Origin of the sequence: Serratia sp. 14-2641 (genome assembly GCF_001692375.1) — a bacterium.
GTDB classification, from domain to species: Bacteria; Pseudomonadota; Gammaproteobacteria; order Enterobacterales; family Enterobacteriaceae; genus Chania; species Chania fonticola_C.
Window position 1 is genome coordinate 129,999 of sequence record NZ_LXKR01000015.1, and the last position, 13,289, is coordinate 143,287.

The following is a 13,289-nucleotide window of genomic DNA, read 5'->3' on the forward strand; positions in this document are numbered from 1 at the left end:
GGCAACTAGGATGAACAAAGAGATTCTGGCTGTTGTTGAAGCAGTTTCCAATGAAAAATCCCTACCACGTGAGAAGATTTTCGAAGCCCTGGAAACCGCTTTAGCCACCGCCACCAAGAAAAAATATGAGCAGGAAATCGAGGTCCGTGTCAGCATTGACCGTAAGACTGGCGATTTCGACACCTTCCGCCGTTGGGTTGCCGTTGATGAAGTGACCCAGCCAACGCGTGAGATCACGCTGGAAGCTGCACAGTATGAAGACCCGTCCATGGAACTGGGCGGCTATATCGAAGATCAGATCGAATCTGTGACCTTCGACCGTATCACCACTCAGACCGCGAAGCAGGTTATCGTACAGAAAGTACGTGAAGCCGAGCGCGCGATGGTGGTTGACGCCTTCCGCCAACACGAAGGTGAAATCGTCACCGGCGTGGTGAAAAAAGTGAACCGTGACAGCATTGCGCTGGATCTGGGTAGCAACGCTGAAGCGGTCATTGGCCGTGAAGATATGCTGCCACGCGAAAACTTCCGCCCGGGTGACCGCATCCGCGGTGTACTGTACGCAGTACGTCCGGAAGCGCGCGGTGCGCAACTGTTCGTTAGCCGTTCCAGCCCGGATATGCTCAAAGAGCTGTTCCGCATCGAAGTGCCGGAAATTGGCGAAGAAGTGATAGAGATTAAAGCGGCAGCCCGCGATCCTGGCTCCCGTGCAAAAATTGCCGTGAAAACCAACGACAAGCGTATCGACCCGGTCGGTGCCTGTGTCGGTATGCGCGGTGCCCGCGTCCAGGCCGTTTCGAGCGAGCTTGGCGGGGAACGTATTGATATCATCCTGTGGGATGATAACCCTGCACAGTTCGTCATTAACGCCATGGCCCCGGCAGATGTTGCCTCGATCGTGGTAGATGAAGATCGGTGCACGATGGATATCGCCGTTGAAGCCAGCAACCTGGCACAGGCGATCGGCCGTAATGGCCAAAACGTGCGTTTAGCTTCCCAACTGTTGAAACAGCATCGTGATGATGATCGCTGGGAACTGAACGTGATGACGGCGGACGATCTGCAGGCCAAGCATCAGGCCGAGGCTCATGCCGCCATTGATACCTTCACCAAGTATCTTGATATCGACGAAGATTTCGCCACCGTTCTGGTCGAAGAAGGCTTCTCTACGCTGGAAGAACTGGCTTACGTGCCAATCAAAGAGCTGCTGGAAATCGACGGTCTGGATGAAGATATGGTTGAAGCGTTGCGCGATCGCGCCAAAGCTGCATTGACCACGCTGGCCCTGGCACAGGAAGAAAGCCTGGGCGACCAAAAACCTGCTGATGATTTGCTCAACCTTCCGGGTCTTGAGCGCAGCATGGCCTTTAAACTGGCCGCGCGTGGGGTTTGTACGCTGGAAGATCTTGCCGAGCAGGGTGTTGACGATCTGGCTGATATTGAAGGGCTTAGCGATGAGCAAGCCGGCGAGCTGATTATGGCCGCACGTAATATCTGTTGGTTTGGCGACAACGCGTAATAACTGTAGCAGGAAGGAACAGCATGACGACAGATGTAACCGTAAAATCGCTGGCAGCAGAGATACAGACACCGGTTGATCGCCTGGTACAGCAATTTGCTGATGCAGGGATTAACAAGTCTGAGACCGACTCTGTGACACAGCATGAGAAAGAAACCTTACTGGCGCACCTGAACCGTGAACACGGTAGTGCGCCAAGCAAACTCACGTTGCAGCGCAAAACGCGCAGCACCTTGAATATTCCGAGCACCGGCGGTAAGAGTAAATCGGTGCAAATTGAGGTCCGCAAGAAACGCACTTATGTAAATCGCGATCCGCAGGAAGCCCAACAGGCTGAAGCGGCTGAGCAGGCACAGCGTGAAGCGGAAGAGCAGGCAAGGCGCGAAGCGGAAGAGCTAGCGAAACGCGAAGCAGAAGCTAAGCGCGCAGCCGAAGAGCAAGCCAAACGTGAGGCCGCGGAGATTGCTAAGCGTAATTCAGCGGAAAAAGAAAAAGTGACCAATCAACATACCGACGAAATGACCAAGCCAGCTCAGGCAGAAAAAGCACGCCGTGAAGCCGAAGCCGCCGAACTGAAACGTAAAGCGGAAGAAGAAGTACGCCGTAAGGTGGAAGAAGATGCCAAACGCGTAGCGGAAGAAGCGCGCCGTATGGCCGAAGAAAACGGTGAGAAGTGGGCCGAAGCCGAAGCAGCAAGCGCTGCGGTTGAAACAGCCGACTACCACGTAACCACCTCCGAGCACGCTCGTGCTGCCGAAGACGAAAACGACGCCAAAGTTGAAGGTGAGCGCCGTAGCCGTACTCGCGGTGGCAAAGCGACCAAACAGAAGAAAGGCAACAAGCTCTCCGAGTCTAAAGCAGACCGCGAAGAAGCTCGCACCATGACCCGTGGCGGTAAAGGCAAGCGTAAGCCAAGCACCCTGCAGCAGGGCTTTAACAAGCCAGCTCAGGTGGTGAACCGTGACGTGGTGATCGGCGAGACCATCACCGTTGCCGAACTGGCTAACAAGATGGCGGTAAAAGGTTCTCAGGTCATCAAAGCGATGATGAAGCTGGGCGCCATGGCCACCATCAACCAGGTCATCGACCAGGAAACCGCACAGCTGGTTGCCGAAGAGATGGGCCACAAAGTTATCCTGCGTCGTGAGAACGAGCTGGAAGAAGCGCTGATGAGCGACCGTGATACCGGCGCCGGTGCCGAGTCTCGTGCCCCAGTCGTGACCATCATGGGCCACGTTGACCATGGTAAAACCTCTCTGCTCGACTACATCCGCTCCACCAAGGTGGCGGTTGGCGAAGCAGGTGGTATTACCCAGCACATCGGTGCTTACCACGTAGAAACCGAAAACGGCATGATCACCTTCCTGGATACCCCAGGCCACGCAGCGTTTACCTCAATGCGTGCTCGTGGTGCTCAGGCGACCGATATCGTGGTTCTGGTCGTAGCAGCAGACGACGGCGTGATGCCACAAACCATCGAAGCCATTCAGCATGCTCAGGCGGCTAAAGTGCCATTGGTGGTTGCGGTTAACAAAATTGACAAACCAGAAGCCGATCCGGACCGCGTTAAGCAAGAGCTGTCTCAGTATGGCGTTATGCCAGAAGAGTGGGGCGGTGAAGCTCAGTTCGTCCACGTATCTGCGAAAGCCGGTACCGGTATCGACGAACTGTTGAATGCTATCCTGCTGCAGGCCGAAGTTCTTGAACTGAAAGCGGTTCGTAGCGGCATGGCGAGTGGTGTGGTAATCGAATCCTTCCTGGATAAAGGCCGTGGCCCAGTGGCTACCGTACTGGTACAGGAAGGGACGCTGAACAAGGGCGATATCGTCCTGTGCGGCTTCGAGTATGGCCGTGTTCGTGCGATGCGTGACGAATTGGGCCGTGAAGTGACCTCTGCGGGTCCTTCTATCCCAGTTGAGATCCTGGGCCTGTCCAGCGTTCCTGCTGCGGGTGACGAAGCGACCGTCGTGCGTGACGAGAAGAAAGCGCGTGAAGTTGCGCTGTACCGTCAAGGCAAGTTCCGCGAAGTTAAACTGGCTCGCCAGCAGAAATCTAAACTGGAGAACATGTTCGCGAACATGACCGAAGGTGAAGTTTCTGAACTGAACATCGTGCTGAAAACCGACGTACAGGGTACCTGTGAAGCGATCTCCGATTCACTGCAGAAACTCTCCACCGACGAAGTGAAGGTGAAGATTGTGGGTTCTGGCGTCGGTGGTATCACCGAAACCGACGCGACCCTGGCTGCGGCATCCAACGCCATCATCCTGGGCTTCAACGTGCGTGCGGATGCTTCTGCCCGCCGCGTGATCGAGTCAGAAAGCCTGGATCTGCGTTACTACTCCGTGATCTATAACCTGATCGACGAAGTGAAGCAGGCGATGAGCGGTATGTTGGCGCCTGAGTACAAACAGCAGATCATCGGTCTGGCTGAAGTACGTGATGTGTTCAAATCACCTAAGTTCGGCGCTGTTGCCGGCTGTATGGTGACCGAAGGCAACATCAAGCGTCACAACCCAATTCGCGTACTGCGTGACAACGTGGTTATCTATGAAGGTGAGCTGGAATCCCTGCGCCGCTTCAAAGATGACGTTAACGAAGTCCGTAACGGTATGGAATGTGGTATCGGCGTTAAGAACTACAACGACGTGCGCGTTGGCGACATGATCGAAGTGTTCGAAATCATCGAGATCCAGCGTACCATCGCTTAAGCCTCGAAAAACGCTTAAATCTGTTTTAGGGGGGCCTTGTGCCCCCCGATTTGTCTGGAGGGTTTCCAAATGGCAAAAGAATTCAGCCGCGGTCAACGCGTGGCACAAGAAATGCAAAAAGAGATTGCGATGATCTTGCAGCGTGAAGTCAAAGATCCGCGTGTCGGCATGGCTACCGTTTCAGGTGTTGAAGTGTCTCGCGATCTGGCTTACGCCAAAGTTTACGTCACCTTCCTGAACGTGCTGACCGAAAACCACGATCCGGATCTGGTGACCAACGGCATTAAAGCGTTGCAGGATGCTTCTGGCTATATCCGTACGCTGCTGGGCAAAGCGATGCGCCTGCGCGTAGTGCCGGAACTGACCTTCTCTTACGATAACTCACTGGTTGAAGGCATGCGTATGTCCAACCTGGTGACCAACGTAGTGAAGAACGATGCCGAACGTCGCAATGCATCAGGCGATGAAGAGGAGGCTTAATGAGTCGCCCTCGCCGTCGCGGCCGTGACATTCACGGCGTACTGCTGCTGGACAAACCGCAGGGCCTGTCGTCTAACGATGCCCTGCAAAAAGTAAAGCGTATCTACAATGCCAACCGCGCGGGCCACACCGGCGCGCTCGATCCACTGGCGACCGGTATGCTGCCAATCTGTCTGGGTGAGGCCACCAAGTTCTCCCAGTACCTGCTCGATTCCGACAAGCGTTACCGCGTGATTGCCCGTTTGGGCCAGCGCACGGATACCTCGGATGCCGATGGTCAGATCGTGCAGGAGCGGCCGGTAAACTTCACCCAAGCGCAGCTTGATACCGCGCTGGACACCTTCAGGGGTAACATCCAGCAGGTGCCTTCGATGTATTCCGCACTGAAATACCAGGGCAAAAAGCTGTATGAATATGCTCGCCAGGGTATCGAAGTCCCGCGTGAAGCACGCAGCATCACCGTGTATGAGTTGCAGTTTATCCGCTGGGAAGGGGATGAGCTTGAGCTGGAAATTCACTGCTCAAAAGGCACCTACATCCGCACCATCACGGATGACCTCGGTGAGTTGCTGGGCTGTGGCGCACACGTGATTTATCTGCGCCGCCTGCAGGTGGCGAAGTACCCGATCGCCCGCATGGTCACGTTGGAACAGCTGAATGCGTTAGTGGAGCAGGCACAGGAGCAGAGCATTGCGCCGAGCGAACTGCTCGATCCATTGCTGATGCCGATGGATAGCCCGGCTGAAGACTTTCCTGAAGTGAACCTGTTGCCAGCGGTAGCGGGTTACGTCAAGCAAGGGCAGCCGGTGCAGGCCGCAGGGGCTCCGGCCTCGGGTCTGGTGCGCATTACCGAAGGCGAAGAACGTAAATTTATCGGCATTGGCGAGATTGCCGATGATGGCCGAGTCGCGCCGCGCCGCCTGGTTGTCGAATATTTCGACTGACCTGCCCGCCTTGCGATCGCCCTGCGCTAAGAGTAGAATGGCGCAGCTTATGCATTGGGTTGCTGAATTAGAGATCGGCGCCTGTATTTATTATATATAATTTTGGAGTATGACAATGTCTCTAAGTGTTGAAGCTAAAGCTAAAATCGTAGCTGACTTCGGTCGTGGTACTAACGACAGCGGTTCTACCGAAGTTCAGGTTGCCCTGTTGACTGCGCAGATCAACCATCTGCAAGGCCACTTCTCAGAGCACAAAAAAGATCACCACAGCCGTCGTGGTCTGCTGCGTATGGTTTCTCAGCGTCGTAAGCTGCTGGACTACCTGAAGCGTAAAGATGTAGCACGTTACACCAGCCTGATCGAGCGTCTGGGTCTGCGTCGCTAATCGAGCAAGTTTCAGTAGAAAGGGGCCAAATTTGGCCCCTTTCTTCTAGGAAGCATAAGCAAATCAGGTTAATGTATTACTGAGGATCTTCCGTTACAGAGGTTCGCGCGGCTAATGAGAGGCTTTATCTCATGAGAGATAAGGATTGTCATTAGTCGCGAGGATGTAGTGAGAAGGTCAGTGAACCACAGGCGTGTCGAGTCGAAGAACGATTGCGCGCCACCAATTAAGGATTAAATTTTGCTGACTCCGATTATTCGCAAATTCCAATATGGCCAACACACCGTGACGCTTGAAACCGGTATGATGGCACGTCAAGCCACTGCCGCCGTGATGGTGAGCATGGATGACACCGCAGTATTCGTCACCGTAGTAGGCCAGAAGAAAGCCAAACCAGGCCAGAGCTTCTTCCCTCTGACCGTGAACTATCAGGAGCGTACCTACGCTGCTGGCCGTATCCCGGGTAGCTTCTTCCGTCGTGAAGGCCGTCCGAGCGAAGGCGAAACCCTGACTTCCCGTCTGATCGACCGTCCGATCCGCCCACTGTTCCCAGATAGCTTCCTGAACGAAGTGCAAGTGATCGCCACCGTGGTTTCTGTGAACCCACAGGTAAACCCAGACATCGTAGCGATGATCGGTGCCTCTGCTGCCCTGAGCCTGTCCGGTATTCCGTTCAATGGCCCAATCGGTTCTGCACGCGTGGGTTACATCAACGATCAGTACGTACTGAACCCAACCACCGACGAGCTGAAAGAAAGCCGTCTGGACCTGGTGGTTGCCGGTACCGCAGGCGCAGTGCTGATGGTGGAATCCGAAGCGGACGTGCTGAGCGAAGATCAGATGCTGGGCGCAGTCGTGTTTGGCCATGACCAACAGCAAATCGTTATCGAAAACATTAACGCTCTGGTTGCCGAAGCTGGCAAGCCGAAGTGGGATTGGCAGGCACCAGCGGTTAACGAAGCGCTGCATGCGCGCGTAGCCGAGCTGGCCGAAAGCCGTCTGGGCGATGCTTACCACATCACCGAAAAACAAGAGCGTTACGCTCAGGTTGATGCGATCAAAGACAGCGTAGTGGAAACTCTGCTGGCGCAAGACGAAACTCTGGACGCGTCTGAAATTCAGGACATCCTGGGCACCGTTGAGAAAAACGTCGTACGTAGCCGTGTGCTGCGTGGCGAGCCGCGTATCGATGGCCGTGAGAAAGACATGATCCGTGGTCTGGACGTGCGCACTGGCGTTCTGCCACGTACCCACGGTTCCGCACTGTTCACCCGTGGTGAAACTCAGGCGCTGGTTACCGCCACTCTGGGTACCGCGCGTGACGCACAGAACATCGACGAGCTGATGGGCGAGAAAACCGACAGCTTCCTGTTCCACTACAACTTCCCTCCGTACTCTGTTGGTGAAACCGGCATGGTAGGTTCACCGAAGCGTCGTGAAATCGGCCATGGTCGTCTGGCAAAACGTGGCGTTTTAGCTATGATGCCTAAACCAGAAGATTTCCCGTACACCGTACGTGTGGTGTCTGAAATCACCGAATCCAACGGTTCTTCTTCAATGGCTTCCGTTTGTGGTGCTTCTCTGGCACTGATGGACGCAGGTGTGCCAATCAAGGCCGCCGTTGCGGGTATCGCAATGGGCCTGGTGAAAGAAGAAGAAAACTTTGTTGTACTGTCTGATATTCTGGGTGACGAAGATCACCTGGGCGACATGGACTTCAAAGTGGCCGGTAGCCGCGATGGTATCACCGCGCTGCAGATGGACATTAAAATTGAAGGTATCACCCGCGAAATCATGCAGGTGGCTCTGAACCAGGCCAAGGGTGCGCGTCTGCACATTCTGGGCGTGATGGAACAGGCTATCAGCACGCCGCGTGGCGATATCTCTGAGTTCGCACCACGTATTCACACCATCAAGATCAATCCAGACAAGATCAAAGATGTGATCGGTAAAGGTGGCTCAGTCATCCGTGCGTTGACCGAAGAAACTGGCACCACGATCGAAATTGAAGATGACGGTACAGTGAAGATTGCTGCGACCGATGGCGACAAAGCGAAGTTCGCTATCCGCCGCATCGAAGAGATCACCGCTGAGATCGAAGTTGGCCGTGTGTATCAGGGTAAAGTAACCCGTATCGTTGATTTTGGTGCCTTCGTGGCCATCGGCGGCGGTAAAGAAGGCCTGGTGCACATCTCTCAAATCGCCGACAAGCGCGTTGAGAAAGTGACCGACTATCTGCAGATGGGTCAGGAAGTACCGGTTAAGGTAATGGAAGTTGATCGCCAGGGCCGTGTGCGTCTGAGCATCAAAGAAGCTACAGCGCCAGAATCCGCTGCGGCTCCTGCACCAGAAGCAGAATAACTGTATCAGCAGTTTTACAGCTCCCTGCCGTTAGGGTTGGGGGCTGTCCTTATCGCGTGGGTAGGATACTCGCGTATTAGCAAGCGGAGGACAGGACGTTCATCCAATGTTTGTCTTCGGGAGTGGGAAATGAAGCCTTTCTTGCGCTGGTGTTACGTTGCGACAGCACTATTGCTGGCAGGATGCAGCAACCATGATTGGCGTAAAGACGAAGTTCTGGCTATTCCGTTGCAGCCTACGCTGCAGCAGGAAGTGATCCTGGCGCGCATGGAACAAATACTTGCCAGCCGGGCATTAACGGACGATGAGCGAGCACAGCTTTTATATGAGCGCGGTGTGCTGTATGATAGCCTAGGTTTACGTGCTCTAGCGCGCAATGACTTTTCACAAGCGCTAGCGATACGTCCTGATATGCCAGAAGTTTTCAACTACCTGGGCATTTACTTAACGCAGGCAGGCAATTTTGATGCTGCCTATGAAGCGTTTGATTCTGTACTAGAGCTTGATCCAACTTACAATTACGCGCGTTTAAACCGGGGCATCGCACTGTATTATGGCGGCCGCTTCCCGTTGGCGCAGGATGATCTGCAGGCGTTTTATCAAGACGACCCAAACGATCCCTTCCGTTCGCTGTGGCTTTATCTGGTGGAGAGAGAAATCGATCCCAAGATGGCTACCGTATCGCTCCAGCAGCGTTATGACAAATCGGACAGAGGGCAATGGGGATGGAATATTGTCGAATTCTACCTGGGCAAAATCAGCGAAAAAACGCTGATGGAACGCCTCAAGGCAGATGCAACGGATAACACTTCGCTCGCTGAGCATCTCAGTGAAACTGACTTCTATTTAGGTAAGCACTACCTAAGTCTGGGGGACAAGGACACCGCTTCGGCGCTGTTCAAACTGACGGTGGCTAACAATGTTCATAACTTTGTTGAGCACCGCTATGCATTGTTGGAATTGGCGCTGTTGGGCCAAGAACAAGACGACCTATCGGAATCGGACCAGCAATAGCTGACGGACACTTATCAGCCTGATTTACATTGGTTTTTTTGACCAAAGTAATCGCCTTAACGGGCGAGGGCTTTTTTGTCTGTTTTATAATCTAATTTGAGCCGGTTCACACTTTTCAATGAAAATGACTGAAAATTTTCTCGACGAGTTATGTAGACTGGCTGCCATTATTAATGAGGCACGTGTACATGACTACTGAGCTTGAAACCTCTTTTGCTGACCTGGGGCTGTCTGCTCCGATCATTGCTGCCCTGACCGATCTGGGCTACGAAAAACCATCACCGATCCAGGCTGAGTGTATTCCTCACCTGTTGAACGGCCGCGACGTGCTGGGCATGGCGCAGACCGGTAGTGGTAAAACTGCGGCGTTCTCGCTGCCCCTGCTGCACAACCTCGATGCAGCCCTGAAAGCACCACAAATCCTGGTACTGGCTCCAACCCGCGAACTGGCGGTTCAGGTCGCTGAAGCCATGACCGATTTCTCCAAGCACATGCATGGCGTTAACGTGGTGGCCCTGTACGGTGGCCAACGTTATGACGTGCAGCTGCGCGCTCTGCGTCAGGGCCCGCAAATCGTAGTAGGGACCCCGGGCCGTCTGCTGGACCACCTGAAACGTGGCACCCTGAACCTTTCTGGCCTGAAAGGCCTGGTTCTGGACGAAGCCGACGAAATGCTGCGCATGGGCTTTATCGAAGACGTAGAAACCATCATGGCGGAGATCCCGGCTGAACATCAGACCGCGCTGTTCTCTGCGACCATGCCGGAAGCGATCCGTCGTATTACCCGTCGCTTCATGAAAGATCCACAGGAAGTGCGCATTCAGTCCAGCATCACCACTCGTCCGGACATTAGCCAGAGCTACTGGACCGTGCAGGGCATGCGTAAAAACGAAGCGCTGGTGCGTTTCCTGGAAGCTGAAGATTTTGACGCGGCGATCATCTTCGTACGTACCAAAAATGCGACCCTGGAAGTGGCCGAAGCGCTGGAGCGCAGCGGTTACAACAGTGCCGCACTGAACGGTGACATGAACCAGGCGCTGCGTGAGCAGACCCTGGAGCGTCTGAAAAGTGGCCGTCTGGATATTCTGATCGCCACCGACGTTGCCGCTCGTGGTCTGGACGTTGAGCGTATCAGCCTGGTGGTAAACTATGATATCCCTATGGATTCAGAGTCTTACGTTCACCGTATCGGCCGTACCGGTCGTGCTGGCCGTGCTGGCCGTGCGCTGCTGTTCGTAGAAAACCGCGAACGCCGCCTGCTGCGCAACATCGAACGCACCATGAAGCTGACCATCCCTGAAGTCGAGCTGCCAAACGCAGATCTGCTGGGTGAGCGCCGCCTGGCCAAGTTTGCCGCTAAAGTTCAGCAGCAGCTGGAAAGCAGCGATCTGGATATGTACCGTGCGCTGCTGGCTAAGCTGCAGCCGGGTGAAGATCTGGATATGGAAACGCTGGCTGCTGCACTGCTGAAAATGGCACAGGGCGAGCGTCCTCTGATCCTGCCACCAGATCCAGTGTTCAAACCGCGTCAACGTCGTGAGTTCAACGATCGTGACGAACGTGGTAGCGACCGTCGTCGTGACGCACGTCCAGACAGCCGTGAAGCTGGTGCTGAGCGTCCACGTCGCGAACGCCGTGACGTGGGTGAAATGCAGCTGTACCGCATTGAAGTTGGCCGTGATGACGGCGTGGAAGTTCGTCATATCGTTGGTGCGATCGCTAACGAAGGTGACATCAGCAGCCGTTACATCGGTAACATCAAGCTGTTTGCTTCCCACTCCACCATCGAGCTGCCAAAAGGCATGCCGGGCGAGATCCTGAATCACTTCACTCGCACCCGCATTCTGAACAAGCCGATGAACATGCAACTGCTGGGCGATGCACAGCCGCATGAACGTCGTGAGCGTCCTGCCGGTGGTAACGGTGGTGAGCGCCGTGGTGGTGCCCGTCCATTCAACGGTGAGCGTCGCGAAGGTGCACCAGCACCACGTCGTTCTTTCGGTGAGCGTCGTGAAGGCGGTAATGCTGCCGGTGGCGAACGCCGTGGCGGTAACTTCAACCGTGACAAGCCAGCACCACGCCGTGACGATGCAGCAGCTCCTGCCGCACCACGTCGCCGTTTCGGTGATGCATAACCGTTGATTTGACCGTTTACGGTTAATCAGCTTAAAAACCAGTCTTCGGACTGGTTTTTTTTTGCCTGATATCTCAGTTAATACTGCTAAAGGGCGTATCATCCGCAAGGTTTATCTTACGGATGCACAGGAGCTGCCGTGAACTGGCAACAATTCAAATCTCAATACCTGGTGCGCTTTTGGGCACCCTTACCGGCGGTGATCGCAGCCGGGATCCTCTCGACCTACTATTTCGGCATGACCGGCACCTTCTGGGCGGTAACCGGCGAATTTACCCGCTGGGGGGGCCATATCTTGCAGTGGTTTGGCTTTCATCCCGAGCAGTGGGGTTACTTTAAGGTGATCGGCCTACAGGGCACACCACTCGATCGTATTGATGGGCGCATGATTATTGGTATGTTTGCGGGTTGCATCGCCGCTGCGCTGTGGGCCAACAACATCAAATTACGTATGCCGCAGCACCGCATCCGCATTGCACAGGCATTGCTGGGCGGCATTATTGCCGGTTTTGGCGCGCGTTTAGCGATGGGGTGTAACCTGGCGGCCTTCTTTACCGGCATTCCACAGTTCTCGCTGCATGCCTGGTTTTTTGCGCTGGCAACGGCGGCCGGCTCTTACTTCGGTGCCAAATTTACCTTGCTGCCGATGTTCCGTATTCCGGTCAAGCTGCAAAGAGTGAAAGCGGCCTCACCATTGACGCAAAAACCCGAGCAGGCACGCCGTCGTTTCCGTTTGGGAATGGGGGTTTTCTGCCTCACGGTGGCCTGGTCATTATGGACGCTGTTTGATGCGCCGAAACTCGGTATCGCCATGCTGTTTGGTATCGGTTTTGGCCTGCTGATTGAACGGGCGCAGATCTGCTTTACCTCGGCGTTCCGCGATCTGTGGATCACTGGCCGTACGCATATGGCTAAAGCGATTATTATCGGTATGGCGGTCAGCGCCATCGGCATTTTCAGCTACGTGCAACTGGGCGTCTCGCCGAAGATCATGTGGGCCGGACCCAACGCGGTACTGGGTGGCCTGCTGTTTGGCTTCGGTATTGTGCTGGCTGGCGGCTGTGAAACCGGTTGGATGTATCGTGCGGTGGAAGGACAGGTCCATTACTGGTGGGTGGGGTTGGGCAACATTATCGGTGCCACGCTGTTAGCCTACTACTGGGACGATCTGGCGCCAGCCTTGGCGACCAACTACGACAAGATTAACCTGCTGGACACCTTCGGGCCGATCGGTGGTTTGCTGGTGACTTATCTGTTACTGGCCATCGCCTTTGCCGCGATGCTGTGGTGGGAGAAACGCTTTTTCCGTGCCAAGCCAGATGCGCAGGTGGTGAACTTAAGGAGTGAAGTATGAAACAGACCGAGATCGTGCCGGATTACCGGTTGGATATGGTGGGAGAGCCTTGTCCTTATCCGGCGGTAGCCACGTTAGAAGCGATGCCGCAGCTGAAACCGGGTGAAATACTGGAAGTGATCAGCGACTGTCCGCAGTCGATCAATAATATCCCGCTCGATGCCCGTAACCACGGCTACAAGGTGCTGGATATTCAGCAGGATGGGCCAACCATTCGCTACCTGATCCAGCGCTGAGCCCCCTCACCCCCACCCCTCTCCCTGTACAGACCGAGGACATCATGAACACTTGTTCGGGGACATGGTAGACACTTACAACATAGGTATGAGTACTTCTGAGTGGAGCTGCTTATGCCGTGGAATGAGAGATCTGCCATGTCATTACGTA

At 54.7% G+C, this 13,289-nt stretch carries 10 protein-coding genes; all 10 read left to right on the forward strand.

All coding sequences use genetic code 11. The features are described 5' to 3' along the window. Positions 1-10: 10 nt before the first annotated feature. Positions 11-1,519, forward strand: a complete 1,509-nt coding sequence (gene nusA / locus A6U95_RS08090; RefSeq protein WP_024483371.1) for a transcription termination factor NusA — start codon at positions 11-13, stop codon at positions 1,517-1,519. A 23-nt stretch (positions 1,520-1,542) separates the two neighbouring features. After that, positions 1,543-4,230 carry a translation initiation factor IF-2 gene (gene infB, locus A6U95_RS08095; RefSeq protein WP_021807516.1) on the forward strand — a complete coding sequence of 896 codons (2,688 nt, stop codon included), beginning with the start codon at positions 1,543-1,545 and terminating at the stop codon, positions 4,228-4,230. 69 nt (positions 4,231-4,299) lie between these two features. Continuing rightward, on the forward strand, positions 4,300-4,710 hold the full coding sequence (gene rbfA, locus A6U95_RS08100) for a 30S ribosome-binding factor RbfA (protein WP_021179053.1): 411 nt from the start codon (positions 4,300-4,302) through the stop codon (positions 4,708-4,710). After that, the gene (truB, locus tag A6U95_RS08105) at positions 4,710-5,654 is read left to right on the forward strand and encodes a tRNA pseudouridine(55) synthase TruB (protein ID WP_021807515.1); all 945 of its coding nucleotides are present in this window, start codon (positions 4,710-4,712) and stop codon (positions 5,652-5,654) included. The genes rbfA and truB overlap by 1 nt, the downstream gene beginning before the upstream one ends. Positions 5,655-5,769: 115 nt before the next feature. Continuing rightward, positions 5,770-6,039, forward strand: a complete 270-nt coding sequence (rpsO, locus tag A6U95_RS08110) for a 30S ribosomal protein S15 (RefSeq protein ID WP_010279698.1) — start codon at positions 5,770-5,772, stop codon at positions 6,037-6,039. A 240-nt stretch (positions 6,040-6,279) separates the two neighbouring features. Further along, the gene (gene pnp, locus A6U95_RS08115; protein WP_065684109.1) at positions 6,280-8,400 is read left to right on the forward strand and encodes a polyribonucleotide nucleotidyltransferase; all 2,121 of its coding nucleotides are present in this window, start codon (positions 6,280-6,282) and stop codon (positions 8,398-8,400) included. A gap of 129 nt (positions 8,401-8,529) precedes the next feature. Beyond that, complete coding sequence (gene nlpI / locus A6U95_RS08120) at positions 8,530-9,414, forward strand: lipoprotein NlpI (RefSeq protein WP_021179056.1); 885 nt, start codon at positions 8,530-8,532, stop codon at positions 9,412-9,414. Between the two features lie 188 nt (positions 9,415-9,602). Continuing rightward, positions 9,603-11,549, forward strand: a complete 1,947-nt coding sequence (locus A6U95_RS08125; protein ID WP_024529067.1) for a DEAD/DEAH family ATP-dependent RNA helicase — start codon at positions 9,603-9,605, stop codon at positions 11,547-11,549. A 138-nt stretch (positions 11,550-11,687) separates the two neighbouring features. After that, complete coding sequence (gene yedE / locus A6U95_RS08130) at positions 11,688-12,902, forward strand: selenium metabolism membrane protein YedE/FdhT (protein WP_065684110.1); 1,215 nt, start codon at positions 11,688-11,690, stop codon at positions 12,900-12,902. Further along, a complete protein-coding gene (gene yedF / locus A6U95_RS08135; protein ID WP_021179059.1) occupies positions 12,899-13,138 on the forward strand; it encodes a sulfurtransferase-like selenium metabolism protein YedF in 240 nt (79 codons plus the stop codon). The genes yedE and yedF overlap by 4 nt, the downstream gene beginning before the upstream one ends. Positions 13,139-13,289 lie beyond the last annotated feature (151 nt).